This window comes from Streptomyces omiyaensis (assembly GCF_014650895.1).
GTDB lineage: Bacteria > Actinomycetota > Actinomycetes > Streptomycetales > Streptomycetaceae > Streptomyces > Streptomyces omiyaensis.
On sequence record NZ_BMVV01000009.1, the window covers coordinates 67,651 to 93,468 of the forward strand.

Sequence of the window (25,818 nt, forward strand, 5' to 3'; positions counted from 1 at the left end):
GCACCCGCCGCTGTCCTCCCTCCCTGCCAGCCCGCGAGGGCCCGCACCGAACAGGTGGTACGTATGACGGACACCGCTGCACCCCCGGCCGCCCGAAGAGCCGCACCGCGCCCCACGCCGGCGGCCGCCGTGCTCGCCTCGGTGATCCTGGTCGAGCTCTCCAGCGGCATCACGCAGGGCTTCCTCTCCCCGGTCCTGCGCAGTCTCACGGACACCCTCGGCGTCTCCGCCGCGGACCTGAACTGGATCAGCATCGCCAACCTGCTCGCCAGCGTCGCCTTCACCCCCGTGCTCTCCCGCATGGGCGACCTGCACGGCCACCGGCGCGTGCTGCGCTGGAACCTCGCCATCGTGCTGCTCGGCTCGCTCCTGGTCGGCGTCGCCCGCGACTTCCCGACGCTGCTCGCCGGACAGATCCTCCAGGGCGCCTTCGCCGGCTTCTTCCCGCTCCTCGTCGGCATCCTCCGCAACCGTTCGGGCGGCGACGCCGAGAGCCGCCGGGGCATCAGCGTGATGGTCGCCGCCCTGGTCGGCGGGCTCGCGCTCGGACTGGTCGCCAGCGGCCTGGTGGCCCGCTCGGTGGACAGCCCGACGGCCGCGCTGTGGGTGCCCGCCGTCGCGACCTCCCTGGCGCTCGCCTTCGGCTGGCGCTTCCTGCCGGAGTCGGACCACCGGCCCGGCGGCTCCATCGACTGGGCCGGGGGCGTCCTGCTCTGCGCCGGGCTCGTCGCCGTCATGCTCGGCCTCGGCCTCGGCGGAACCCCCGGCTGGGAGTGGGACTCCCCGCGCACCCTCGGCTGTCTGATCGGCGGCACGGCCGTCACGGTCGCCTGGGTGCTGGTGGAGCTGCGCACCGCCGAACCGATGATCGACGTCCGGATGTTCCGCCGCCGGAACGTCGCCGTGGTCTCGCTCACCACCCTGACCTTCACCTTCTGCATGCTGGGGCTCCAGGTCGCCAACCCCGTCTTCCTCGGCACCGGCACCGCCCGGGACGGTTACGGCCCCGGTCTCGACCCCTTCGCCATCGCCCTGGCCATGCTCCCCAACCTCCTGGCGCTCGCGCTCGCCGCGCTCGTCGCCCCCGCCGTCGCCCGCCTCCTGTCCGACCGGCTCACGCTGGTCTGCGGCTCCCTCCTCATGGCCGGCGGGTACGTGCTCTCCGCCGCCTTCCACACCCACCTCGCCGCCTTCCTGGCGGGTACGGCGGTGGCCGGACTCGGCACCGGGTTCATGCAGCACTCGACCCGCACCCTCGCCGTCGAGTCCGTGCCGCACGACCGCACCGCCGTCGGCTCCGGCATCAACGAACTGCTCATCAACGTCGGCGGTTCCGTCGGCGCGGCCGTCGTCCTCACCGTCTTCGCCGGCCACACCGCCGCCGGCCGGACGCTCCCCGACCTCGGCGCCTACACCACCTCCTGGACCCTGTGCGCGGTCGTCTCCGTCGCGGGGGCCGCCGTCGCCCTGCTCTACCGCACCCCGAAGCCCGCCGAGGAGCACGCATGACCCCCACCGCGCTGCGCGAGCGCACCCGCGCCACCCTGGCCGGCCGCCGCGACGACCTGATCGGCCTCAGCCACGCCCTGCACGCCGACCCCGAGCTCGCCTACGAGGAGCACCGGGCGGCCCGCCGGATCACCGACCTCGTCGAGGCCGCCGGCTTCGCGACCGAGCGCGGCGCCTACGGCCTGCCGACCGCCTTCCGGGCCACCGCCGGCAGCGGCGACCTCGTCATCGGCATCTGCGCCGAGTACGACGCCCTGCCCGGCATCGGCCACGCCTGCGGCCACAACGTCAACGGGGCCGCCGCGGTCGCCGCCGCCCTCGCCCTCGCGCCGTACGCCGACGACCTCGGCATCACCGTCGCCCTCCTCGGCACCCCCGCCGAGGAGTCCGGCGGCGGCAAGGTCGACATGCTGCGCGCCGGCGCCTTCGACGACGTGGCCGCCGCGATGATGGTGCACGCCGCCCCGCAGGACGCCGTCGGCATGACCTCCCAGGCCATCAGCAGCTGGAAGGTGCGCTACGACGGCGTGGCCGCGCACGCGGCGGCCATGCCCGAACGGGGCACCAACGCCGCCGACGCCATGATGATCGCCCAGGTCGCCATCGCCGCCTACCGGCAGCAGCTGCCCCCCGGCGGCGTCGTCTCCGGGATCGTCACCCGGGGCGGCGAGGCCGCCAACGTCATCCCGGCGCTCACCACCGCCGACTACGACTGCCGCGCCGGCACCATGGAGGAGCTGCGCGCCCTCCGGTCCCGGGTCCGCGCGTGCTTCGAGGCGGGCGCGCTGGCCACCGGCGCCGAACTCACCCTGGAACCCGTCGGCAACGACTACGCCGACCTCCGCCAGGACCTCGCCCTCGCCCGCTCCTACCTGGACGCCGCCCGCGCCCTCGGCCGCGACGTCCGGGACATCGACCCCGCCCTGCGCGGCGGTTCGACCGACATGGGCAACGTCTCGCACCTCGTCCCGACCATCCACCCCATGATCGGCTACGACTGCGGCGACGCGATCATGCACAATCCCGAGTTCACCCGCTACGGCACCACCCCGGGAGCCGATCGGGCGGTCCTGGACGGAGGCCTGGCGATGGCCTGGACGGTCCTGGACCTCGCCACGGACGACACCCACCGCGCGTCCCTCGCCCGCCGCCTGGAGGAGCGCACGCGCGCGTAGCGGACGTCTCCCTTCCCCCGCCCGGCCTTCGAACGCCCGGGCGGGGCCGCTACCTTGGGGGGATGCAGCCCCGGCAGAACCACCCCGCCCCCGCCGCCACGACGCCCCCGGCGCCCCGCGGGCGCACGGCCGCCGTCGCCGTCCCCCTCCTCCTGGGACTGGTCCTCGGGGCCGGGGGAGTGGGCGCCGCCTGGGCCCTGACGTCCGGCTCCGGCACCCCGGCCGCGGGCACCCCCGCCGCCGACGCGCGCGCGGCGTGCCGGGCGCTCGAAGGCTTCGACGAGGCGAAGTACGTCGACCGGGGCCCGGCGGGCGAGACCGCGGTCAACCGCTACGCGGCCGCCGGGACGCTCTCCGCGGCGGCGGCGGCCGGCGACCCGGCGTACAAGGAGCTCGCGGAGACGATCCGCCGCTCGCAGGACCGTCACCAGCAGGTGTTCGACTTCGACGCGACGGTCAGGAAGGACCTGGCCCGGGCCCGCGCGCTCTGCGCCGACCTGTGACCCGCCCCGCCGCGCCCCCGGTGGCCGCGCGCGGGCGCCCGGTTCGTCGCGGCCGGTGACGCCGGCCGGCGGCCGCGCGCGGCGGGCCCCGCCCGCACCGCCGAGGGCGCCCGCACCGCCCCGACCGGACGGCCGCCCCGATCGGACGGTCTTGCGGATGTTCGCCCGTGGGAGTGGAGTCGCGCGGGCACCGTGCCTCGCGGACCGCTCCCGCGTTCATCCCGACGGAAAGATCGTTTCGAGCGGGGAGACGCGCCGTGCCGCGACCCGGCGGAGAAGACGGGAACCGCGGATGAGCCTGGACCAGGACACCCGGCCCCGGACACCGTCCACCACCACCCGTACCGCCCGCGCGGTGGCCGCCGAGCTGCTCCGGCGCACCGTCGGCGCCCCGCCCGGCGACCGGACCGGCCGGCCCCGCTGGACCGTCCTGGAAGCCGGCCCGGTCGGCATCGACGCGGGCGACGAGCGCGCCGCGCAGGCCGCGTGCGGCGTCATGCACGTGCACGGCCGGGCCACCGGCACCCCCGCCCCCCTGACCGCCGCGTACGTCTCCGCGGTCACCGGCGTGCTCGCCGCCCAGGGGGCCACCGCCTCCCTCCTCGCCCGCGCCCGGGGCGGCCCGGCACCGCACACCGTGACCTCCCTCGCCCAGGGGGCGCTCCTGACGGTCACCCAGTACCTCGCCGCCGCCACCGTCGCCGACGGCGACCCGGCTCCCCCCGGCGCCGTCACCGGGCTCGCGACCCTCGTCACCGCCGACGCCGCGCGCGTCGAGATCGAGACCCTCGACCCCACCGCCTGGGCCGGGTTCTGGCGCCGATTAGGAGTGCCCGCCCGCACGGCGGGACGCGGCTGGCTCCCCTTCCAGAGCCGCTTCGGCACGGCCGTCTGTCCCCTGCCGCCGGAACTCCGCGCCGCCGTCCTCGCCCACCCCCTGGAAGCGGTACGGCGTGCGGGCGACGCGCACGGCGTCTCGGTCGCCGTGGTCGGCGGGACGACCGCCGCGCCCGCCCTCGCCCCCTGGACCGTCGTGCCGGGCCCCGTCGCCCTCCCGGACCCCCACCCCCCGGCCGCGCCCGCGTCCGCCCCCACCGCGCAGCCCCTCGCCGGCCTCCGCGTCGTCGAATCGGCCCGCCGCGTCCAGGGCCCCATGGCCGGGCACGTCCTGCGCATGCTCGGCGCCGACGTCGTCCGCGTCGAACCGCCCGGCGGCGACCCGATGCGCGACCTGCCCCCGGTCGCCGCGGGCTGCTCGGTGCGCTTCTCGGCGCTCAACCACGGCAAGTCCGTCGTCGAGGCCGACCTCACCACCCGCCGGGGGCGCGACGCCGTCGTCGCGCTCGCCGCCCGCGCCGACGTCTTCCTCCACAACTGGGCCCCCGGCAAGGCCCGCGACCTCCGGCTGGACGCCGACGCGCTGCACGCCGTCAACCCCCGCCTGGTGTACGCCTCCGCCTCCGGCTTCGGCACCGCGCTCGGCCCCCGCCCCCCGATCGGCACCGACTACCTGGCCCAGGTGCACGGAGGGCTCGCCGCCGCGCTGCGCCCCGAGGGGGAGGGGCCGGCCCCCTCCCTGATGACCGTCACCGACGTCCTGGGCGGCCTGGTCCTGGCCCAGGCCGCCCTCGCCGGCCTCCTCACCCGCGAGCGGACCCGCCGGGGCTGCCGCGTCAGGTCGTCGTTGCTCTCCGCGGCGGCCCTGGTCCCCCGCGCCGACCGGCGCGTCCGGCTCTCCCCGCTGGACCGCCCGCTGCCCACCGCCGACGGACTGCTGTACCTGGGCGCCGAGGCGCGCCTCCACCCCGGCGCGCTGGCCCGCGCCGTCGGGGCCGCCGGCGCCGACGCGGTCGGCGCCCGGCTGAGAAGCCGCCCCACGGACGCCTGGCTCACCGTCCTGCGCGAGGCCGGACTTCCCTCCGTGGCCGTCCGCACCGACCTGGCCGCCCTCGCCGCGGACCCGGCCTTCGCCCGGTCCGTGCTCCGCGCGGACGAGCACCTCCCGTACGCGAGACCCGCGGCGCCCTGGACGTTCACGGACCCCCTCTCCGGCTGACGCCGGCGGGCGGCCGGAAGCGCGGCCCCCCCGATCGGTCCCGCGCCCCGGACGGCGCCGTCCGCGAACCCCGCCACCCCACCGCCGACGCGCGCCGACGCGCCCCCCCCGCACCCTTCCCGACAGCCCGCGGCCGGAACGGTCCGAGCGGTCCGCGGCGCTCCCGCGCCGGGCCGCCCGCGCGGGCCCGCCCGCTCCCTTCCCCACCCCGAGGAGACAGGACCCGATGACCCCGACGTACACCGCGCGCGAGGCCCCCTGGCGCTCCCGGAACGGCCTGGACCTGCCCGACCGGGTCCCCCGCGCCGAGCGCGAGGCCTGGGAGGCCCGGGGCCTCTGCCCGGACGCCGACCTCTTCACCCTCTTCCGGGGACACGCCCTCGCCTCCCCGGGCCGCGAGGCCGTGGTGGAAGCCCGAGGGGCCCTCACCTACGGGGAGTTGTACGCGGAGGTGCTGCGCATCGCCGCCCTCTTCGCGGAGGCGGGGCTCGGCGCCCGGGACGTGATCGCGCTCCGCCTGCCCAACGGACGGCTCGCCGTCGCGGCGGAGCTCGCCGTCTACGCCCTCGGCGCGGTCGCCCTGCCCTATCCGCTCGGCGGCGGGGTCCGCGACACCCGCACGCTGCTGAGCAGGTCCCGGGCCGCCGGCGCCGTCCTCGGCGAACCGGAGGACCTCGAAGCGGCGGCCGGACTGCCCTGGCTCCGGGCCGTGTTCACGGCATCCCCCGGCGCGGCGCGGGCCGGAGCGCGACGGCTCGACCGTGCCGCGCCCGCCGGTGCCTTCCGTCCGTCCGAGCCTCCCGCCGCCGCCCGGGCGCCCGCGCGGTTCCTGGTCTCCTCCGGCTCCGAGACCGAGCCGAAGCTCGTCGCCTACAGCCACCAGGCCATGGCCGGCGGCCGGGCCGCCTACGTCCGCGCCCTCGCCGGGGCCCAGACCGGGCCGCACCGGTTCCTCGTGCTCGTCCCGCTCGCCTCCTCGTACGGCTCGCTGGGCGTGCCCGTCACGCTCGCCGCGCTCGGGGGGACCCTGATCGTGCGCGACCGCTTCGACGCCGCGGACGCGCTGCGGGCCCTCGCCGAGCACCGGCCGACGCACGTCTTCGGGGTGCCGACCATGCTGCGGCGGATGGCCGACCTGCCGCGCCGGCCCGGGGAGGACACCGGCCGGCTGCGGGCCCTCGTCTCCAGCGGCGCGGCGCTGCCCGCCTCCACGGCGCTCGCCTGCCGGGAGAGGTTCGGGGTGCCGGTCGTCACCGTGTACGGCTCCTCGGACGGCGTCAACTGCCACACCGTCGCACCCTCGGGAGACCTCGCCGGCACCCCCGACCCCGCCGTGGTCTCGCTCCGGATCGTCCGGCGTGACGGGACCCCCGCGGACACCGGAGAGCCCGGGGAGATCCAGGCCCGGGGGCCGATGACCCCCCTCTGCTACGCCGGAGCGCCCGAACTCGACGCCCGCCACCGCACGGCCGACGGCTGGGTCCGCACCGGAGACCTCGGCGCGCTCGACGGGGCGGGGCGCCTGCGGGTCCTCGGCCGGATCAAGAACGTCGTGATCCGGGGCGGTCACACGATCAGCCCGGCCGAGGTGGAGCAGGAGCTGGGCACCGACCCCCGGATCGCCGAGGCGGTGTGCGTCCCGGTGCCGGACGAGGAGTTCGGGGAGCGGCTGTGCGCGTGCGTGCGCCCCGCGCCCGGCGTCCCCGCGCCGGCCCTGGCCGCCGTGACCGCGCACCTGGCCGCCCGCGGTCTGGAGCGCCGCAAGTTCCCCGAGTACCTCGTGGTGCTCGACCGGATGCCGCTGCGGCCCACCGGCAAGGTCTGCCGGCGCACCGTCACCTCCCGGGCCCTGGCCGCCCTGGGCGCCGACGCGCGGCCCGGGGCCACGGCCCACGTGAACCCTCCGGCAGGAGATGTCACTCATGCAGGCGAACGTGGCAGGAAATTGCGCGGAGACGCGGATTCGTATGCAATCCTGGAGCAGTAAGCGGAACTTCTGGTTCAACTTCCTTACGCGGCGGGCGCCTTCGACGGCCCCGCCAGTTGCGGAGCACCTTCCATGCGACGTTCCCTCGTCACCCTCGTCCTCGCCTCCGGCGCCGCCCTCGGTCTCCTCCAGGCCCCCGCGCTCGCGGCCGAGGGGACCGTCACCGTCTTCGAGACGGAGGCGCACCCCCTGTCCGTGTACGAGAACCCGCGGGGCTGTCACAAGCTGCCGGCCGCGGCGCACGTGCTCACCAACGCGACGAACGGACCGGTCCGCGTCCACGGCGATCCGTTCTGTCTCGGTCCGGCCTTCGTCGTCGCGCCGGGCCACGGCTCCCACGTGGTGGCCGGAAGCGGCAGCTTCAGCGCCTGACGGCCGGACCGCGAACAGCCGCAGCGAAAGCATGGGGGAAACGTGTCAACAGAACTCGCCGTGGTCGGACTCGGCTACGTCGGCCTCCCGCTGGCCCGCCGGGCCTGCGAGGCGGGGCTGACCACCGTCGGCTACGACATCGGCGCCGACGTCGTCGAGGGGCTGGGCCGGGGGCGGTCCCACATCGAGGACATCCGGTCCGAGGACATCGGGGAGATGCTCGCCGCGGGCTTCCGCGCGAGCACCGACCCCGGCGTCCTCTCCGGCGCCCACACCGTCGTCGTCTGCGTGCCGACCGGGCTCACCCCGGCCGGCGAACCGGACCTCGAACCGCTGGTCTCGGCCGTGCGCACGGTGGCCCGCCACCTCGAACCCGGCACCCTGGTCTGCGTCGAGTCCACCAGCCACCCGGGCACCACGGAGGAGATCGTCCGGCCCCTCCTCGAAGCGCACGGATTACGCGTCGGCGAGGACTTCCACCTGGCGTACTCCCCGGAACGCATCGACCCCGGCAACCGCCACTACGACCTGCGCACCACCCCGAAGATCGTCAGCGGCTGCACCGAGCTCTGCGCCAAGCACGCCACCGCCTTCTACGAGCGGCTCGTCGACGAGGTCGTCGTCGCCGCCGGGACGCGGGAGGCCGAGATGGCCAAACTGCTCGAGAACGCCTACCGGTACGTCAACATCGCCCTGGTCGACGAGGCCGCCCTCTACTGCGACCGGGTCGGCATCGACATCTGGGACGTGCTGCGCTGCGCGGACACCAAGCCCTTCGGCTTCTCCGCCTTCCGGCCCGGCCCCGGCGTGGGCGGCCACTGCATCCCCGTCGACCCTCGCTACCTGATGACCCGGGCCGCCCAGCAGGGCTTCACCTTCCGGACCCTGGGCGCCGCCCGCGCCGTCCTCGACGCGATGCCCGACCACGTCGCCGGCCGGGCCCACGACCTGCTCCTCGCCGACGGCAAGGACCCCGCGGGGGCCCGCGTCACCCTGCTCGGCGTCGCCTACAAGGCCGACATCTCCGACACCCGCGAGTCGCCCGCCTACCCCGTCGCCCGCGCCCTCGGCGCCCTCGGCACCCGGCTCGCGTACCACGACCCCTACGTCGGACGCTTCGAGGTCGACGGCGTCCCCGTGCCCCGCCTGACCTCCCGCGAACAGGCCCTGGCCGACAGCGACCTGGTGGTGCTGCTCCAGGACCACGCCGCCTACCGGTCGGCCGACTGGGACGCCGCCGGCTGCCCCGTCCTCGACACCCGCGGCACCGCGGAGGGACGACGCGTGGTGCGGCTCTGACGCCGCCCACGCCCCACAGACCACCGGCCGGGGACGCGTCACCGCGCCCCCGGACCGTGGGACAGACCGCCCGGACGCCCGTCCGGACGGCCGTATGCAGAACAAGGAGAACACCCCATGACCATGGCAGTCGGCAACATCGCCCAGGAGCGTCTCGCGAAGCGTTTCGACAAGTGGGACGCGAACGGCGACGGCGTGCTGGAGCCCTCGGACTTCGTCACCGAGGCCGCCAACATCGCCACCGCCTTCGGCGAGACCCCCGACTCGGCGAAGGGCGCCCAGCTGCGCGACGGCTTCATCGCCATGTTCGAGCACCTCGCCGACAAGGCGGGCGTCGGCGCCCAGGGCCCGATCGACCGCGCGCAGTTCCTCCAGGCCGCCGGTGAGGTCGTCGAGGGTGGCGCCGCCACCTTCAACCCGGTCCTCGGCCCGGTCACCAAGGGCATCGTCGCCCTCGCCGACAAGAACGGCGACGGGGTCATCGACGAGGCCGAGTTCGCCGTCTGGCTGCACGTCATCGGCCTCGGCGAGAAGGAGGGCCGCGCGGCCTTCCAGCAGATCGACACCGACGGCAGCGGCACGCTGTCCGAGGACGAGCTGCTGACCGCGGTGCGTCGCTTCCACACCGGAGACCTCGACGTCGAGCTCCTCGGCTGAGTCCGTCACCCCGCGTGAGAGCGGCCGGCCGGCACCCCCCAGGGGGTGCCGGCCGGCCGTCGTCGTCGTCGTGGGCGGGCCGCCGTCAGCCGGCGGGCAGGAAGACCACCGGGGTCTCCGTCGCCAGCGCCAGGGAACCCCCGGTCAGCAGCCGGTCCGCGTGGATCACGATGTTGTAGTGGTTGGGCAGGTGGCAGCCGTCGAAGCCGAGCACGGTGCCCACCGGCTCGCCCCCGATCAGCACCGTGTCGCCCCGGTCGACGACACCGCCGTTCTCCAGCTCCACGAAACCGAGGAAGCCGACCCGGTCGACCCGGGAGCCGGGCACGTCCGTCCACGCGTCCGTCGTGAGCAGCTCGTGGACCTCGCCCCGGCGCACGCAGCGCGCCGCGAAGGGCTCCAGCACCATGCCCCGGTCCGTGCGCTCGTGCAGCAGCACCTTGACCAGGGTCCCGAGCACCGCCCGTTTGGCGCCGTTCTCGTGCAGGCCGGCGTCGAGCGAGGGAGGGGACGAGGGGAGGGCGGGGGACACGGTCACGGCGACTCCGTCCGGGACGTCAGGTGCGAGCCGGAGGCGCGGGGCCCCGGCAGGCCGGGGCCGGCCTCCGCCGCGTAGACCGCGGCGACCAGTTCGAGGGCGGCCAGGCCGCCCTCGACGGCCCGGTCCGGACCGGGCCGTCCGCGCAGGTCCGCGAACTCCCGCAGGACGCCCTCGTACTCGTGCCACAGCGACTCCTTGAAGCCGGGGCGGCCGCCGAGCATGTCGGCGGAGAGCTCCGTGCCGTCGTCGAGTCGCACCAGCACGTCCTTGACCTCCCCCGGATACGACCAGTCCAGCTCCACCCGCCCCCGGCCGCCCGGCCCGGCCAGCTCGATCACGGCCTGCCGGTCGGTGCCCGCCCCGTCCCGCGTCACGTCCACGGCGACGACCTCCGACGCCGCCCCGCCGAGCAGCAGCCGGACCAGGTCGAAGGCGTTGGGCCCGTTGTCGGCGACGCAGCCGCCGCCGCAGCGGACCGGGTCCAGGTACCAGGTGTCGTCGCCGATGTGCTCCTCGATCCGCTCCAGGTACCGCACCCGCACGGACTCCACCCGCACCGGCGACCCCGGCGGCGGCAGCCGGCGGAGCAGCTCCAGGACCCGGTCGTTGTGGCGGCGGTGGAAGGCGGTGAGGAGCGGGACGCCGTGCTCCCGGGAGAGCGCGGCCAGGCGTCGTCCCTCCTCGGGCCGCAGCGCGAGCGGCTTCTCGACGCAGACCGGGACGCCGGCCCGCAGCGCGTCCGCGCAGACCTCGGCGTGCGCGTGGTTGGGCACGGCCACGACGAGGGCGTCCAGCGGCTCGGCGGCGAGCAGCGCGCGGTGGTCGGTGTGGCAGGCGAGCCGGCCCCGGAACGGGGCGAGGGCCTCCTCCCGCAGGTCGCAGACGGCGACCGTCTCCCACTCGGGCAGCCGCTCGGCGGCGGCCAGGTAGAAGCGGGAGATCACCCCGAGCCCGGCGATCCCCAGCCGGAGCGGGGCGGCGGGGCGCCCCGCCCCGGCCGGTGCGTCGGACGGCGTCACCGCGCCTCCTCGGGGAGGACGGGGAGCCGCAGTCCGAGCGCGGTCAGTTCGGCGTGGAGCGCGGCGGAGAGCGGGACGCCCGACGCGCGCCGCTCCTCGGCCCGTACGGCCTCCGGGTGGCCGGGGTAGCGGACGGGGTCCCGGCCCGGCAGCGGCGGACAGTCCAGGACCGTGCCGAACATCTCCCGGGCGTCCTCGTCGAAGCCGTCGCGCAGGGCGTTCGGCGCGATCGCCAGGACCAGGAAGCCGATGTCGTCGTCGCTGCCGCCCGGCCTGCCGTCGCCCTCCAGCGCCGCCGGGGCGGGGCCGGTGGCCGCCCCCGGGAGCACGGCGGCCAGGAGCTCCACCGCGAGTCCCAGCCCGAACCCCTTGAAGGCGCCGGTCTCCGGGGTGCCGCCGAGCCAGCCCAGCCAGGCCTCGCCCCGGTCGTAGGCGGCCGCGTCCCGCACCGGACGCCCCGCGTCGTCGGTGAGCCAGCCCTCGGGCGCCTCCCGTCCGTCGCGGGCCGCCGTGCGGACCCGGCCGGTGGGGACGACGGTGGTGCTCATGTCGAGGACGAACGGGCGCCCCTCCAGGGCCGGCGCGGCCACGCTCAGCGGATTGGTGCCCAGCAGGGCGGCGGCGCCCAGCGGCGGGCGGGCGATGCGCTGGCCGCCGCAGTTGGAGGCGACGACGCCGATCATGCCCCGGTCGGCCGCCCGCCGGGCGTGGACGCCGGCGCAGCCGAAGTGGGTGGCGCCCCGCACCGAGACCAGCCCGATGCCGCAGCGGGCCGCGCGCTCCGCCGCGAGGTCCATCGCCGCCGAGGCCGCCCAGAGGCCCAGCGCCCGCCGGTGGTCCACGAGCACACAGGCGCCCAGGTCGCGCAGGACGAGCGGCTCGGCGGCGGGATCGGCGCCACCGGACTCGAGGAGCGGGCGGTAGAGGCGGTCCAGGTTGAACACGCCGTGCGAGTCCATGCCGGTCAGGTCGCCGTAGCAGAGCGCCTCGGCGGCGAGCCGGGCCCGGGGGGCGGGGACCCCGAGCCGGACGAAGCAGGCGGCGGTCTCGTCGAGCAGCGCTTCGTACGGGACCGTCACCCGCCTTCCGTCGCCGGGCGCCGGGCCGGCGTTCGGGGGTGCGGCGCCGTCGGACAGCGTGGACGTCATGCGGTTCCTGCTTTCTCGGTGGAGACCGGTAAGGGGCGGTCGGCCGCCCCCTGCCGGAGGTCGTCGGCGAAGGCGGTGAGCAGCGCGGCGGTCTTGGCCGCGAACGCCTCCAGGTCGTGCAGATCGACGAACTCGCCCGCCGCGTGCGCGCGGTTGGCGTCCAGCGAGCCCGGACCGAACACCGTGGTGAAGGTGCCGGGCGTGCCGGCGAGCCAGATCGCGTCGCAGGTGAAGCCCGGTTCGCCGTCGGGCCACCGCTCGATGCCGGCCCGGGCCAGCAGCGCGTCGCCCCACTCCGGCCGGGACGCGTCGAGCGCGGGCAGTCCGCGCTTCTCCCACTCCAGCCGGGTGATCCGCGCCGCGTCGGAGGCGGTCCGCGCGAAGAGGGGCACGCCGGAGAAGCGGGCGGTGAACTCCCGCAGCCCCTCGTCCAGCGCCCGGGCGAGCGCGTGCTCGGCGGCGGCCCCGGCCCCGGCCGTGGCGTAGGCGAGGTTGAGCAGCAGGCTGCCCGTGCCGTGCACCTTGTTGTGCAGCGTGCCCGTGTGCAGCCCCGCCACGCAGACCGTGGACGGGGTCCCGCCGGAGGCGGCCGTGCCGAGGGCGGCGGCCAGGTGCTGGGCGAGGAAGCCCAGCAGGACGGTGGCGTTGTGCCCGGCCTCCGGGCGGTCGTCGACGGCGTCCTCGCCGTCGACCCGGATCCGTGCGGTGGCCGCGGCGGTGGCGCGGGGCAGGTGGCGCAGGCCCGTCGGCTCGCAGAAGACGTTGAGCCGGCCGACGTACCCCTCCTCCACGAGCGGCCGGGTGCCGAAGGTGCCGAGCGCCCCGCCCTCCTCGCCCGCCACCGCCTGGACCAGCACCGAGACGTCCCGGCCGATCGCGGGGCACGCCCCGGCGGCGGCCGCGATCCCGGCGAGCAGGGCCACCGCCGGGCCCTTCGCGTCGACGGCGCCCCGGCCGGTGAACCGCGCCCCGTCGAACGCGGGCGGCTCCCCGCCCGCGACCGTGTCGAGGTGCACGTTGAACATCACCGTGCGCTCCCGGGGCAGTGCGGGCCCGAGCCGGAGCACCAGGCTCGGCTGGCCGTCCAGGAACGCCGGATCGGCGGCGAGCGCGCGGCGCACCGGACGCGGGGTGTCGTCGCGCAGCACCGTCCCGGCTGCCGGGGCCCCGAGGCGTACCGTCGCGAACCCGAGCCGCGCCGCCGCCGTCGCGTAGGAGCGCAGCGCCCCCGTCAGCGCGTGCGGCGCGCCGGGTCCGGTCTCCAGGGGGCCCGCGGTGGGGGTGTGCAGCAGGTGCAGCAGCAGGCCCGCGTCGACGGCGGGCGTCCGCCGCCCGGGGGCCCGGGGCGCGGACGGCGGGGGCACGGCGGGGGAGGGGGCCGCCGGGACCGGCAGGGCGGCCAGTCGGCGGGCGGCCCGGACGAAGGGCGCGGCCGTGTCGGCGGCCGCGCCGGTCACCCCCGCGTGCGGGACGACGGCGAGGTGGGGTTCGAGGGAGTAGGCGCCGCGGTAGCCGTGGTCCTCCAGCAGCCGCACGCAGTCGGCGACGCGGGCGACGCCCTCGCCGGGGAGGGTGTAGACGGCGTCGCCGGGCCGGTCGCCGGGGAGCGCGTCCTTGACGTGGACGTGGGCGACGTGCGGCAGCAGCCGCGCGAGGAGCGCGTGGGCGTCGTACCCGTACGGCACGCCGTTCCCGGTGTCGAACAGGACGCGCAGCGCCGGACTGTCCACCTCGGCCAGCATGCCGAGGGTGCGGGAGGCGTCGGAGCCCGCCCAGCCGGTGCAGTTCTCGTGGAGCAGCTCCACGCCGAGCTCCTCGGCGCGGCGGGCCAGGCGGCGCATCCGGTCGACCGCCCGGGCCCCCCACTCCTCCTCGGGCAGCCCGCCGTCGGTCCACGACATGACGCGCAGGCTGCGGCAGCCCAGCACCCTGCCGTGCTCGGCGAGCCGCTCCAGCTCCTCCAGGTCGGCCGCGAAGGGGCCGGTGACCGGGCGGGCCCAGTTGCCGATCCGGGAGTCGAGGCAGACCACGCCGAGCCCCGCCGCGTGCAGCAGCCCGGCGGCCTCCCGTACGGCGGGGGCCGGCAGCTCGCCCAGCGGGATGCCGTCGAGGGTGCGCAGTTCCAGCGCGGACCAGCCCAGTTCCCGCGCGACGGCGATCTGTCCGGCGAGGTCCGGGGCGGCCTCGTCGCCGATGCCGGTGATCCGGCCCGTCAGGTCACAGGACCGGGACACGGTGGGCCTCCTCGGGGTGGACGCCGGCCGGGCCGCCCGCGCAGCGCCGCTTGGCGTCCAGCAGCAGCCGGACCGCGTCGGCGTGCAGCGCGAAGTCCGCCGCCCAGGACGGGTCCTCGGCCGGGACTCCGGTGAAGCGGGCGTAGGCGCCCAGCAGGAACGAGGTCAGCGCGTCGTCGCGGAAGACCTCGCGCCGGCCGTCGACCTCCAGCTGGACGTGGTCGTCGGCGTCGCTGGGCGCGAAGTGGGCGACGGCCGTGCCGCGTTCGAAGACGAGGACGGCCCTGCGCTCGCGCACCGGAGCGGTGAGGTCGGAGGAGATCCGGGTCCGCACCCCGTTCGCGTGCCGCAGTTCCAGCAGCGCCGAACCCAGTCCGGGACGCACCGCCTGCCCGAGCCGCAGGTCGGTCAGGAGCGCGCCGGTGGTCTCGGCGGGGCCCGCGAGCGACAGGACCAGGCCGAGGGCGTGCGGCAGCTCCACGTCGAAGGCCGTGGGATGCCCGTCGTCGGTGCGCAGCGAGCGGGTGAAGCGCGGCTTGTGCTGGGTGACGTCGACGCGCAGCAGCCGCCCCGCGGCGCCGGAGGCGATCAGCCCGCGCAGGCGTCCGGCCAGGGCGGAGGCGGGCCAGTGCGCCATGACCGCCATCCGTGCCCCGTACCGCTCGCGCAGCGCGGCCACGGCGGCCAGCTGACCGGCGTCGGTGGCCAGCGGCTTCTCCACGATCAGATCGCGGTACCCCGCGGCGCACAGCTCGGTGAGGACGGCGAGCCGGGTGACGGGGGGCGTGCAGACGTGGACGACGGCGCGCTCCGGCGGCAGCAGCGTCCGCGCCCGCGCGAGGGAGGGCGTCACCGTGACCCCGTCCGGCACCGGGGCCCGCTCGCCGGGGCGGGGGTCGACGGCGACCACCGGCCCCCGCCACGCCTCCGGCGACCGCTCCAGGGCGGCCCGCAGGGCCCGCAGGTGCAGGCCTGCCCCGGAACGGCCCAGTCCGACGATCAGGGGCTGTCTCATGCGGTTGTTCCATCCAGTGGTGCGTGCGGGGTGCGGCGAAGAATCTCGCGGGTGCGCGCGACACCGGTCAAGAAATTCAAGGGCGTTGTCACCGAAAAGTATGAAGTTCCTTTCCGGATTCGGGACTTGAATCCCGGTGCTGTTACCTTCGCTGTGAAGACTTTCCCGGGGCGGTCTCCGGCCTGCCCTTCGATCCCGCTCAGGCCCTGGTGGCGGCCTCAGTGGACGCCGGCCGCGGGCCGGCCTAGAAGAATTGTTTCCGCGTGACGTCATCCAGCATTCCCTTTTTCTCCCAGGCGAAGACATTCGAAAGGATCTGGCCGGACCTCCGGGCCGGAGTGGACGAGATTTTCGCCGACGGCAAGTTCTCGCATTCCCGCCAGGTCGGTTGTCTGGAAATGGCCCTCGCGCGCTACACCGGGGCCCGCCACGTGATCGGGGTCAACAGCGGGACCGACGCGCTGGTCCTCCTCCTGAAGGCGTGCGGACTGCGCCCCGGAGACCGGGTCCTGGTCCCCGCGTACTCCTTCGTCGCCACCGCCAGCTCCGTCGTCCTGGCCGGCGGACGGCCCGTCTTCACCGACATCGACCCCGACACGTACGCCATGCACCCCGACCGGATCGCGGACGCGGCCGCCGACGGCGCCCGCTTCATGCTCCCGGTCCACCTCTTCTCCCGGATGGCCGACATGACGGCGCTCTCCGCCTACGCCGCCGACCGGGGGATCACCCTGCTGGAGGACAGCGCCGAGGGCATCGGGATGCGGCAGCACGGCGTCCACGCCGGGCTGCACGGACGCGGCGGCGTGCTCTCCTTCTTCCCGAGCAAGACCCTCGGCGCGCTCGGCGACGCCGGAGCCGTCCTCACCGACGCCGCCGACCTCGCCGACCACGTGGCCGCGCTGCGCCACCACGGCCGCACCGGACGGACCCTCGCCCACTTCCCCGGCATCGCCAACGAGAGCCGGCACATCGGCCACAACAGCAAGATGGACGACCTCCAGGCCGCCGTCCTGCTCGCCAAGCTGACCGTCCTCGACGAGGACATCCGCCACCGCGCCGTCCTCGCCCGCCGGTACGACGAGGGGCTGCGCGGGGTGCCCGGCATCACCCGGCTCCCCGCCGTCACGGACGCCCCCGACGAGGTCTTCTACGTCTACCTGATCGAGACCGACCGGCGCGACGAACTCGCCGCCCACCTCCAGGACCGGGGCATCGGCACCGAGACCTACTACCCCCGGCCGCTGCACCTCCAGCCCTGCTTCGCGGAGACCGGCCACCGGCCCGGCGACTTCCCGGTCGCCGAGGCCGCCTCCCGCCGGGCCCTCGCCCTGCCGCTGTACGCCGATCTCACCGAGGCCGAAGTGGACCGCGTCTGCGCGGCCGTCCGCGCCTTCCACGCCGGGAGGGTCCCCGCATGACCACCACCAGCGACCGGGACGCCACCCCCGACACGGACCCCGCCGGAGCCGAGCGCGTCCCCTTCTTCCCGCCCGACCTCTTCCACGAGGACCGCGACGCCTTCCTGCGGATCCTGTACGACATCGGCACCGGCGCGGACCAGAAGTTCATCCTCGGCGACCACACCCGCCGCTTCGAGGACGCCCTGCGCGACCGGCTCGGCGCCGCCGACGTGATCGCCTGCTCCAGCGGCACCTCCGCCCTCCACCTGATCCTCACCGCCCTCGGCATCGGTCCCGGCGACGAGGTCGTCGTCCCCGCCTTCGGCTGCGCCCCGCTCGCCGCCGCCGTCCTGCACACCGGCGCCGTCCCCGTCTTCGGCGACATCGACCCCCGCACCCTCACCCTCGACCCCGCCGACGCCGAGACCCGCGTCACCGCGCGGACCAAGGCGCTCATGCCGGCCCACATGTTCTCCGTCATGGCGGACATGCCCCGCTTCACCACCCTGGCCGCCGCCACCGGACTGCGGCTGGTCGAGGACTCCGCCGTGGCCCAGGGCGCCGTCCTCGACGGCCGGCCCGCAGGCCTGTGGGGCGACGCGGGCCTCTATTCCTTCGTCCAGGTCAAGGCCTTCGGCATGCCCGGCGAAGGCGGTGCCGTCGTCACCCGGGACGAGGAGACCGCCCGCCGGATCCGCATGCTCCGCAACCACGGCCAGGACGGCGTCCGGCGGGGACTGCACCACGTGATCGGCGTCAACAGCCGCTTCGACGAGGTCCAGGCCGCCTTCCAGCTCCACCGGCTCGCCGGACTCGCCGACCGCCTCGACCGGCGCGCCCGGATCGCCGCCCACTACACCGGACACCTCGCCGACCTGCCCGGCGTCACCACCCCGCCCCCGGGCACCGACGGACGCTGCCACTACGTCTACACCCTGCTCGCGGACGACCGGGACGCCCTGCGCGACCACCTGGCCGCCGAAGGCGTCGACACCCACGTCTACTACCCGAAGACCCTCCCGGACCAGGCCGCCTTCGCCCCCCTCACCGCCGGCCGGCCCGGCGCCGGCTGGCCGCACGCCCGCGACGCCGCGCGACGGCAGCTCTCGCTGCCCGTCCACCACCGCCTCACCGACGCCCAGGTCGAGCACGTCACCGCCGCCGTCCGCGCCCACGCCCTGCGCGCCCACCGCTGACCGCACCGCCCCGACGGACCGCGCCCCGGCCCCACCCCGCACGGAGTACCCCCGCATGACCCCTGACCTCGACATCGCCGTCGTCGGCTCCGGCCTCGCCGGCCTCGCCGCGGCCCACGAACTGCGCCGCAACGGGCACGAGGTGTGCGTCTTCGAGGCCGCCGACGCCCCCGGCGGCCGGATGCGCAGCCTCCGCCGCGACGGCTACCTCATCGACACCGGCGCCGAACAGATCTCCGCCCAGGGCTACCGCGCCACCTGGCAGCTCATCCGCAGAGCCGGCCTCACCCCCGACGACGTCCCCGCCATCGGCCGCCCCATGGCCGTCTGGCGCGGCGGCCGCCCCCACAACGGCGTCGGCGAACCCCGCGCCGTGCTCACCGGAGCCGGACTCCGGCCCGCCGCCCGGCCCTCGCTCGCCCGCTTCCTCGGCTGGAGCGGCCGCCACCGCGCCGCCCTCGACCACGACCACCCCGAGGACACCCCGCTCGGCTCCGACACCGTCGCCGACACCGCCCGCCGCTACCACCCCGACCTCCACGACCACCTGCTCCAGCCCCTCTCCGGAGCCTTCTTCGGCTGGGACACCGCCCGCAGCGCCGCGTCCCCCCTGGTCGGCCTCCTCCTCGCCGTCGGCCCCGTCTCCGCCTGGCGCACCTACCGGGGCGGCATGGACCTCCTCGCCACCCGCCTCGCCGCCGACCTCCGCCCCCGCTACGGCCACCCGGTCGAGACCGTCACCGACCACGGCGACCACGCCCGGCTCACCGTCGACGGCACCGCCCTCACCGCCCGCGCGGTCGTCCTCGCCGTGCCCGCCCCGGTGGCGGTGCGGCTCACGGACGGCGCCGACCCCGACGCCACCGGCTACCCCGCCGCCTCCACCTACCGGCCCATGCTCAAGGTCAGCTGCGCCCTCGACCGGCCGCTCGCCCCCGCCGGGGGCGCCTACGCCCTCCTCACCCCCGAGTGCGAGGAACCCCTGCTCTCCTGCGTCCTCGCGGACCACCTGAAGAGCCCCGACCGCGCCCCCGCCGGCCGCGGCCTCGTCAGCCTCCTCGCCTCACCGCGCCGCATCCCCGAACTCGTCGCGGCCGGCGAGGAGGAGACCGCCCGCCGGCTCGCCGCCGCCGCCGAACGCTACGTACCCGGACTCGGCGCCGCCCTCACCGCCGCCCACGTCCACCACTGGCCGCAGGCCATGCCCGAGCTCACCCCCGGCGCCCTCGCCCTGCGCGCCGCCTTCCTGCGCCGCCCCGCCCGCGCCGTCGAGTACGCCGGGGACTGGGTCGCCGCCCGCCCCTCCAGCGAGGGCGCCGCCCGCTCGGGCGCGCACGCCGCCGCCCGCGTCCTCGCCCACCTCGCCCCGCGCCGGGGCCGTACCGCCCGCCAGGAGACCGCCGCATGACCCCGCACGACCTGGGCGTCCTCTTCGACGAACTCGCCGAAGCCGGGACCCCCACCCGCTTCCACCTCGACCGCCCCTTCGACCTCGCCCCGTCCGGAACCGGCGCCGGGGCCACCTCGTGGACCGTCCCCGAACTCGCCCTGCTGGTGCGGGAGACGGCCGCCGCCCTCGCCGCCGCCGGGGCGGGACCCGGCGAGCGCGTCGCCATCGTCAAGGCCAACCACTGGGACTACGACCTGCTCGCCTGCGCCGCCGTCCGCACCGGCGCCGTCCCCGTGAAGCTCTCCGACCGGCTCTCCCCCGACGCCCTGCGCGTCCTGCTCGACCGCTGCGCGCCCCGCGTCCTCGTCACCGACCTCGACGTCCTCGGCCGGGACCCGGCGGCGGACCTCGCCTCGACCGCCCGCACCACCGTCGTCGTCGGCCCCGCCGGAGACCTCCCGGCCGGCACCCTGCACCTCGACGACCTCAGCGGCCACGCCGACCCCGGAGCCCACCCCCGCGACGACGACGCGCCCCTCGTGATCGTCCACACCAGCGGCACCACCGGCCTGCCGAAACTCGTCTCCCACACCACCCGGACCCTCGTCCACCACCTGGCACGCTTCGAGACCCTGCCGGTCCCGCGCATCGGCCTCCGCCGCGACGACAGCCTCTTCAACGCCAGCTCCTACGCCCACGGCCGCACCCTCTGCTGGACCGCCGTCGCCCCCGTCCGCGCGCCCCGCCACATCAGCCTCGACTCCAGCGGCCGGCCCGACACCACGGACCTGCTGCTCCGCGCCCACCCGCCCACCGTCGTCGAGGCCCTGCCCTCCCGCTACGTACGCCTCCGTCCGCTGACCCGGCGCCTGGACAACCCCTTCCGGGACGTACGGACCTACATCAGCACCTACGACGCCGTGCACCCCCCGGTCGTCCGCTCCTACCTCCAGGCCAGCACACGGCGCCGGCCGCTCTGGATGCAGGGCTGGGGCCAGAGCGAGACCGGGCCCCTGACCTTCGCCTTCCACACCCGCCGCTCGGTCGCCAGGGCCGCCGACGGCACCGCCACCACCGTGCGCGACCTCGGCAGGCCCGTCCCCCTGAAGACCCGGCTGAAGGCCGTCGACCCCGCCACCTTCCGCCCCGTGCCCGCCGGAACCCCCGGCCTGATCCTCTGCCGCACCCGCGCCCTCGCCCCCGACTACCCGGGCGAGCGGGAGCGCTGGGCGGCCAAGCGGCACGGCGACTGGTGGAACACCGGGGACATCGCGACGATCGCCCGCGACGGCAGCGTCCGCCTCCTCGACCGGGAGGTCGACCACCTCCCCGGATTCAGCTGCCTGCGCACCGAGGACATGCTGGAGGACCGGCTGCCCGAGGCCCTGGAGTGCGTCGTCCTCGCCCGCAGCGACGCCGCCCCGCTGCCCGTCGTCGTCACCGAGGACGGCACCCTGGACCCCGCGAGCTGGAAGCGCGCCGCGGAGGGCCTCCCCCGGCTCGACGAACCCGTCGTCGTCGCGTGGGACGACGTCCCGCGCACCGGTACCGGGAAGGTCCGCCGCGCCGTCCTCCTCGAACGGCTCACCGGCAGCGCCGACACCTGCGGCACCGGCCGCTGGACGTGACCGCGAGCCCGCCCGCGCCGAGCCCGGCCCGGACCCCGCACGGCTACGCCTTCGACAACGACAGCCCGCACAGCGCCGCCCACCACGCCTCCCTCGAAGGGGCCCTCGACCCGCTGACCCTCGGCCACCTCCGGGACGGGGCCGTGGGCCCCGGCATGGTCTGCCTGGAGATCGGCGCGGGAGCGGGCAGCGTCGCGCACGGCCTCCTCCGCATGGTCGCGCCCGGCGGCACCGTCACCGCCACCGACGTCAAGCCCGGCCGGATCGCCGCCGCGCCCGGACTGACCGTCCTCGCCCACGACGTCGTCACCGACCCGCTCCCCGAGAGCGCCTACGACGTCGTCGTGGCCCGCCTGGTCCTCCAGCACCTGCCCCGACGGCAGGACGTCCTGCGGCGCCTGGTCCGCGCGCTCCGGCCCGGCGGCCTCCTCCAGGTCGACGAGTTCGACGCCGCCCACGAGCCCTGCCTCCTCGCGCCCACCCCGCAGGACGCCGCCCTGTACGAGCGGTTCACCACCGCCAAGGCGACGCTGATGCGCGCCGGCGGCGGCGACCCCACCTGGGGCCGCCGAGCACCGGCCGCCCTGCGCGAGGCGGGCCTCACCGCCCTCCGCATCCGGCCCCACGTCCTGCTCAGGGCAGCCGGGACACCCGCGCTCGGCCTCCAGCTCCACCACCTCGCCCACCTCGCGCCCCGCCTGCGGGACAGCGGTTTCACCCCCGCCGAACTGGACCGGCTCGACGCGCTCATGCGCGACCCGGGGTTCGCCGCCGCGACGGGCGTCCTCTACTCCGTGCAAGGCCGCCGACCGCTCCGTACCCCCGCCGCCGGCGACGCTCCCGAGGCGCCGCGCGACACCACCCCGGACACCACCCCCAGCCCCGAGGCGACATGACCGACACCACGCTCACGACGACCACCGCGCCCGCCGGGAGCCCCGCCCCGCCGCCCCGCGCCGACGGCCGGTTCCGCACCTACGCCCGGCTCGGGAAGCTGGACGTCTACGACTACTACCTGGGCACCTTCATCGCCCTCTCCGCCGTCCTGCTGCCCGCCGGCGCGCTCGACGGGCGCACCGCGGCGCTCTTCGGGGTCTTCCTCGCCGGCCAGGTCCTCCTGCTCATGGCGATGACCGCCTTCGACGACGTCACGGGCTTCCGCGACGGCAGCGACATCACCAACTACGGCCCCGACCACCCGCTGCGCAACGTCGCGCGCAAGCCCCTGGTCGCCGGGGCGCTGACGGTGCCCGAGGCCCTGCGGTTCGCGTGGACCAGCGCCGTCCTGGCGGCGCTCCTCCTCGGGGCGACCGCCGCCCTCGCCCCCCACCGGCCGGCCTGGACCGGCATCGGACTCGTCGTCCTGTGGGTGGTGACCCTCCAGTACTCGTACGGCGTCAAGCTCAGCTACCACGGCTTCCAGGAGCTCTACCTCGTCGCCCTCGGCTTCGCCCTCGTGATCCTGCCGTACGGCATGGTCACCGGCCAGGCCACCGGATTCCTCCTGGTCCAGGCCGTCCTCTTCGGCTTCGGGCCCCTGATGTTCGGGGTCTACTCCAACACCAACGACGTCGACGGCGACCGCGCGGTGGGCCGCCCCACCGTCGCGGCCCTGGTCTCGGAGCGCGGCAACGCCCGGTTCATCGGCGCGCTCTCGCTGGCCGAGTTCCTGACGATCGCGACCGCGAGCGCGGTCGGCATCGCCCCGTGGTGGTTCGTCGTCCTGATGTTCCCCGCCTCGCTGCTCCGCCTCCGGCAGTACCTGCTGGGCTTCCGCACGGGCGACATCATGCGGGCCCGCCGCACCGGCTTCGCCGTCCACCGCCTCGGCGTCGCCCTCATGGTCGTGGGCAACCTGGTGGCGACCGCGGGCCGGTGACCGGACGGCGAGGCCGGGGCCGGCCCCGGCCCGTGCCCCCGGCCCTGTCCCGGCCCCGTGAGACCATCCGGTCATGAGCAGCGACCCGGAAGTGAGCGCGCTGGCGATCAACGTCACGATCCCGGAGGCGCTCCGCTGGACGGACACCCGGCGCGACGAGGCCTTCACCCTGACCACCCTGAACGTCCGGCTCCTCCCGGACGGCCGCCTCGCCGTGAAGGCCTACGGGCGGCCGGTGGCCGGAGGCCGGGGCGCGTACGTCTCGTTCCCCGTCCCCGACCGGCCCGAGATCGCGGCCCTGGTGTCCGAGGCGGCCGATCGCGCCGGGACGCTCTGGACGGCCCATCGAGGCCTCGGCTGACCGACGGCGCCGCGCTCCCGCCCGAAAGCGGGCGGGGGCCGCGGTCGCCCGGCCCTCCCGGGAGGGAACCCTCCGGGAGGGCCGGGTCCTCTGTCAGGGGGAAGGGTCCGAAAGACGGGCCCGCGGGGGAGCGGCACGGATGCGCAGTGGCAGGGACGAGGCGTTCACGGCCTTCATGGCGGCGCGCTACCCGTCGGTCCTGAGAACGGCGAGGCTGCTGACCGGCGGCGGGCCACAGGCGGAGGACCTGGCCCAGGAGGCACTGCTGCGCAGCTATCGCGCGTGGCACCGGATCGGGCGGCTGGACGCGGCGGAGGCGTACACGCGCACCACCATGGTGCGGCTGCTGGTCAAGGACCGCAGACGGAAGTGGCACGCCGAGATCCCGGCGGAACGGCTGCCGGAGGTGGCCGAGCCGGGCCACGAGGACGGCACGGCGACCGGCCTGGCCGTACGGAAGGTGCTGCTGCTGCTCCCGCCCGCCCAGCGGGCGGTGCTGGTGCTGCGGTACTACCACCAGCTCAGCGAGGAGGAGATTGCCGGTGTGCTGGGCTGCTCGCGCGGCACCGTGAAGAGCCGCGCCGCCCGCGCGCTGGCCACCCTGCGCGAGCAGGGCGTCCTCGCCGCGGTCTCCCACGACACCGAGAGGGGCTAGACGTTGACGGATCGGCGGCACAGCGAGGAAGAGCGGATCCACCGGTTGCTGGCCGTCGCGGCGGAGCGGCCGGACAGCCCGGCCGCTCCGGGCGCCGACTTCACCGCGCGCGCCCGGCGGAGTCTGGCGCGACGGAGACTGGGGGCCGTCGCGGGAGCCGTGGTGGTGTGCGCGGGCGCGGCGGGAGCCGTCTCCGTGCTCCGGGACGCTCCGGCACGCGGCGAGGAGGTCCCCGTGGCGTCGGCGGAGTGCCTGCGGAGCACCGCGGAGCGCCTGGGCGAGGCCGGACGGAGGGGGTTCGGCCTGGTCCAGGGAGAGCTGAGGGCGGGCGCGATCGACACGAGCGACGGGATCACCGAGGGGTCGACCTTCCGCTTCGAGATCACGGGCACCGTCGTCCAGGCCGGGGGCATCCCCTCCTCAGGGCCGGTCCTGACCTGGTACGAGGCGCTGGAGTCGCAGCACCCGGACCCCGGCCGGTACGTCCTGCTGCTCAGCGAGGCCGAGAGCCCCGCGACGGACGGCACGCCGCTCTACCTCTACGACCCGCACGAGATCCTGCCGGTCGCCCCGGACGGCCGCGTGCTCCTGCCGTGCGGGGACGGCGGGACCGCAAGCGTGGGGATGGAGCAGCTGCGGACCGCCGTCACGGACGCGAAGTCCCTTGCGGGAAAGGGGAATTCGGGGTGAAGTCCCCGGCCCGCGGGCCGACGGTGGCGGAGAGGGGGCCGGAGCGTCCGCCTGTGCGTGGGCGACGCGCTACGGTGGGTGATCGCCGGCCCGGTGCGGTCGGCACCCACCACCGTGGAACTCCGGCGCGCGACGAGGCAGGCGAGTCATGACCCGAACCCCCTGGCAGGAGCGATCCGTCGTCGTGACGGGCGGCACGCGCGGCATCGGGCGGGGCATCGCCGAGTGCTTCGCCCGGCGCGGGGCGGCGGTGCTCCTGACCGGCCGGGACGCGGCGGCGGCCCGCGAGGCCGCCGCCGAGGTGGCCCGCGCCACCGGCGGGCGCGTCGCCGGTACCGGCGTGGACGTGCGCGAGGCCGGCGCGGTCGAGGCGATGGCGGCCGAGGCCGAACGGCTCCACGGGCACGTCGACGTCCTGTGCGCGAACGCCGGCGTCTTCCCCGAGAAGCCGCTGCGGGAGATGACCGCCGCCGACGTCGACGAGGTCCTGGCGGTCAACCTCCGGGGCTCCATCCTCGCGGTCCGGGCCTGCCTGCCCGCCATGGAGCGCGTCGGCCGCGGGCGTGTCGTCCTCACCTCCTCCATCACCGGCCCCACCACCGGATACGCCGGCTGGTCGCACTACGGCGCGAGCAAGGCGGGCCAGCTCGGCTTCCTGCGCGGTGCGGCGCTGGAGCTGGCGCCGCTGGGCATCACGGTGAACGCCGTCCTGCCGGGGAACGTCCGGACCGAGGGCCTGGAGGGACTGGGCGAGGAGTACCTGCGGAGGATGACCGCCTCGATCCCGCTGGGCAGGCTGGGCGAGCCCGCGGACGTCGCCGACGCCGTGGCCTTCCTGGCCTCGGACGAGGCGGCCTTCATCACCGGGCAGACGCTCACCGTCGACGGCGGGCAGACCGTCCCGGAGTCCCTCGACGCGCTGGCCGCCGCCGGACCCGGGGCCGTGGCGGGTCTCCGCTGAGGCGGCCCGGGAGACCGGGCGGGTGCGGCGGGTTCCCCGGACACCCATGCGCACCGCGGCCCCGCCCCGGACGGGCGTCCGGGTCGGGGCCGGGGCGCGCGGGCGCGGGCCGGCGGGGGAGGGGGCCGGCGGGGGAGGGG

General features: G+C 76.4%; 23 protein-coding genes. 18 read left to right on the plus strand and 5 right to left on the minus strand.

Annotated features, from left to right (window positions below; translation table 11 throughout):
- Positions 1 to 63: 63 nt before the first annotated feature.
- The 8 genes from IE287_RS17040 to IE287_RS17075 all read left to right on the plus strand — a co-directional run bounded on the left by IE287_RS17040 (position 64) and on the right by IE287_RS17075 (position 9,558).
- Positions 64 to 1,509 carry an MFS transporter gene (locus IE287_RS17040; RefSeq protein WP_189849904.1) on the plus strand — a complete coding sequence of 482 codons (1,446 nt, stop codon included), beginning with the start codon at positions 64 to 66 and terminating at the stop codon, positions 1,507 to 1,509.
- Positions 1,506 to 2,684, plus strand: a complete 1,179-nt coding sequence (locus tag IE287_RS17045) for an amidohydrolase (RefSeq protein WP_189849905.1) — start codon at positions 1,506 to 1,508, stop codon at positions 2,682 to 2,684. Before IE287_RS17040 ends, IE287_RS17045 begins: the two co-directional genes overlap by 4 nt.
- Before the next feature lie 62 nt (positions 2,685 to 2,746).
- A complete protein-coding gene (locus IE287_RS17050) occupies positions 2,747 to 3,187 on the plus strand; it encodes a hypothetical protein (protein WP_189849906.1) in 441 nt (146 codons plus the stop codon).
- Between the two features lie 292 nt (positions 3,188 to 3,479).
- Positions 3,480 to 5,243 (plus strand): CoA transferase, encoded by a 1,764-nt coding sequence (locus IE287_RS17055; protein ID WP_189849907.1) that lies wholly within the window; start codon positions 3,480 to 3,482, stop codon positions 5,241 to 5,243.
- A 226-nt stretch (positions 5,244 to 5,469) separates the two neighbouring features.
- Positions 5,470 to 7,230: a class I adenylate-forming enzyme family protein gene (locus IE287_RS17060; protein ID WP_189849908.1), complete on the plus strand. Its 1,761-nt coding sequence runs from the start codon at positions 5,470 to 5,472 to the stop codon at positions 7,228 to 7,230.
- A 72-nt stretch (positions 7,231 to 7,302) separates the two neighbouring features.
- Positions 7,303 to 7,602: a hypothetical protein gene (locus tag IE287_RS17065; RefSeq protein WP_189849909.1), complete on the plus strand. Its 300-nt coding sequence runs from the start codon at positions 7,303 to 7,305 to the stop codon at positions 7,600 to 7,602.
- A gap of 42 nt (positions 7,603 to 7,644) precedes the next feature.
- Positions 7,645 to 8,901 carry a nucleotide sugar dehydrogenase gene (locus tag IE287_RS17070; protein ID WP_189849910.1) on the plus strand — a complete coding sequence of 419 codons (1,257 nt, stop codon included), beginning with the start codon at positions 7,645 to 7,647 and terminating at the stop codon, positions 8,899 to 8,901.
- 117 nt (positions 8,902 to 9,018) lie between these two features.
- A complete protein-coding gene (locus IE287_RS17075; RefSeq protein ID WP_189849911.1) occupies positions 9,019 to 9,558 on the plus strand; it encodes an EF-hand domain-containing protein in 540 nt (179 codons plus the stop codon).
- Positions 9,559 to 9,643: 85 nt separating this feature from the next.
- On the opposite strand, the gene IE287_RS17080 is transcribed toward IE287_RS17075, so the two are convergent.
- From IE287_RS17080 to IE287_RS17105, 5 genes are read right to left on the minus strand one after another with little or no spacing between them, the layout of a single operon-like run.
- Positions 9,644 to 10,096 (minus strand): DUF6917 domain-containing protein, encoded by a 453-nt coding sequence (locus IE287_RS17080; RefSeq protein WP_229883532.1) that lies wholly within the window; start codon positions 10,094 to 10,096, stop codon positions 9,644 to 9,646.
- Positions 10,093 to 11,118, minus strand: coding sequence for a Gfo/Idh/MocA family protein (locus IE287_RS17085; protein ID WP_229883533.1), 1,026 nt, complete (start codon positions 11,116 to 11,118; stop codon positions 10,093 to 10,095). Before IE287_RS17085 ends, IE287_RS17080 begins: the two co-directional genes overlap by 4 nt.
- A complete protein-coding gene (locus IE287_RS17090) occupies positions 11,115 to 12,266 on the minus strand; it encodes an Ldh family oxidoreductase (protein WP_189849912.1) in 1,152 nt (383 codons plus the stop codon). Before IE287_RS17090 ends, IE287_RS17085 begins: the two co-directional genes overlap by 4 nt.
- On the minus strand, positions 12,263 to 14,500 hold the full coding sequence (locus tag IE287_RS39290; protein WP_308436872.1) for a M20/M25/M40 family metallo-hydrolase: 2,238 nt from the start codon (positions 14,498 to 14,500) through the stop codon (positions 12,263 to 12,265). The genes IE287_RS17090 and IE287_RS39290 overlap by 4 nt, the downstream gene beginning before the upstream one ends.
- Positions 14,484 to 15,515, minus strand: coding sequence for a Gfo/Idh/MocA family protein (locus IE287_RS17105; RefSeq protein ID WP_189849913.1), 1,032 nt, complete (start codon positions 15,513 to 15,515; stop codon positions 14,484 to 14,486). The genes IE287_RS39290 and IE287_RS17105 overlap by 17 nt, the downstream gene beginning before the upstream one ends.
- 338 nt (positions 15,516 to 15,853) lie before the next feature.
- Here IE287_RS17105 and IE287_RS17110 point away from each other — a divergent pair, with 338 nt between their 5' ends.
- The 10 genes from IE287_RS17110 to fabG all read left to right on the plus strand — a co-directional run bounded on the left by IE287_RS17110 (position 15,854) and on the right by fabG (position 25,678).
- The gene (locus tag IE287_RS17110) at positions 15,854 to 16,936 is read left to right on the plus strand and encodes a DegT/DnrJ/EryC1/StrS family aminotransferase (protein ID WP_229883557.1); all 1,083 of its coding nucleotides are present in this window, start codon (positions 15,854 to 15,856) and stop codon (positions 16,934 to 16,936) included.
- Positions 16,933 to 18,114, plus strand: coding sequence for a DegT/DnrJ/EryC1/StrS family aminotransferase (locus IE287_RS17115; protein WP_189849914.1), 1,182 nt, complete (start codon positions 16,933 to 16,935; stop codon positions 18,112 to 18,114). Before IE287_RS17110 ends, IE287_RS17115 begins: the two co-directional genes overlap by 4 nt.
- A gap of 55 nt (positions 18,115 to 18,169) precedes the next feature.
- Complete coding sequence (locus IE287_RS17120) at positions 18,170 to 19,522, plus strand: protoporphyrinogen/coproporphyrinogen oxidase (RefSeq protein ID WP_189849915.1); 1,353 nt, start codon at positions 18,170 to 18,172, stop codon at positions 19,520 to 19,522.
- Entirely contained in the window at positions 19,519 to 21,132 is a 1,614-nt protein-coding gene (locus IE287_RS17125) for an AMP-binding protein (RefSeq protein WP_189849916.1), read from the plus strand. Before IE287_RS17120 ends, IE287_RS17125 begins: the two co-directional genes overlap by 4 nt.
- On the plus strand, positions 21,129 to 22,028 hold the full coding sequence (locus IE287_RS17130) for a class I SAM-dependent methyltransferase (RefSeq protein WP_189849917.1): 900 nt from the start codon (positions 21,129 to 21,131) through the stop codon (positions 22,026 to 22,028). The genes IE287_RS17125 and IE287_RS17130 overlap by 4 nt, the downstream gene beginning before the upstream one ends.
- A complete protein-coding gene (locus tag IE287_RS17135; protein ID WP_189849918.1) occupies positions 22,025 to 23,011 on the plus strand; it encodes a UbiA family prenyltransferase in 987 nt (328 codons plus the stop codon). Before IE287_RS17130 ends, IE287_RS17135 begins: the two co-directional genes overlap by 4 nt.
- A 73-nt stretch (positions 23,012 to 23,084) precedes the next feature.
- A complete protein-coding gene (locus tag IE287_RS17140; RefSeq protein WP_189849919.1) occupies positions 23,085 to 23,372 on the plus strand; it encodes a hypothetical protein in 288 nt (95 codons plus the stop codon).
- A 139-nt stretch (positions 23,373 to 23,511) separates the two neighbouring features.
- Positions 23,512 to 24,027 (plus strand): SigE family RNA polymerase sigma factor, encoded by a 516-nt coding sequence (locus IE287_RS17145; protein WP_189849920.1) that lies wholly within the window; start codon positions 23,512 to 23,514, stop codon positions 24,025 to 24,027.
- A 3-nt stretch (positions 24,028 to 24,030) separates the two neighbouring features.
- On the plus strand, positions 24,031 to 24,717 hold the full coding sequence (locus IE287_RS17150; RefSeq protein ID WP_189849921.1) for a hypothetical protein: 687 nt from the start codon (positions 24,031 to 24,033) through the stop codon (positions 24,715 to 24,717).
- 148 nt (positions 24,718 to 24,865) lie between these two features.
- The gene (gene fabG, locus IE287_RS17155; RefSeq protein WP_189849922.1) at positions 24,866 to 25,678 is read left to right on the plus strand and encodes a 3-oxoacyl-ACP reductase FabG; all 813 of its coding nucleotides are present in this window, start codon (positions 24,866 to 24,868) and stop codon (positions 25,676 to 25,678) included.
- Positions 25,679 to 25,818 lie beyond the last annotated feature (140 nt).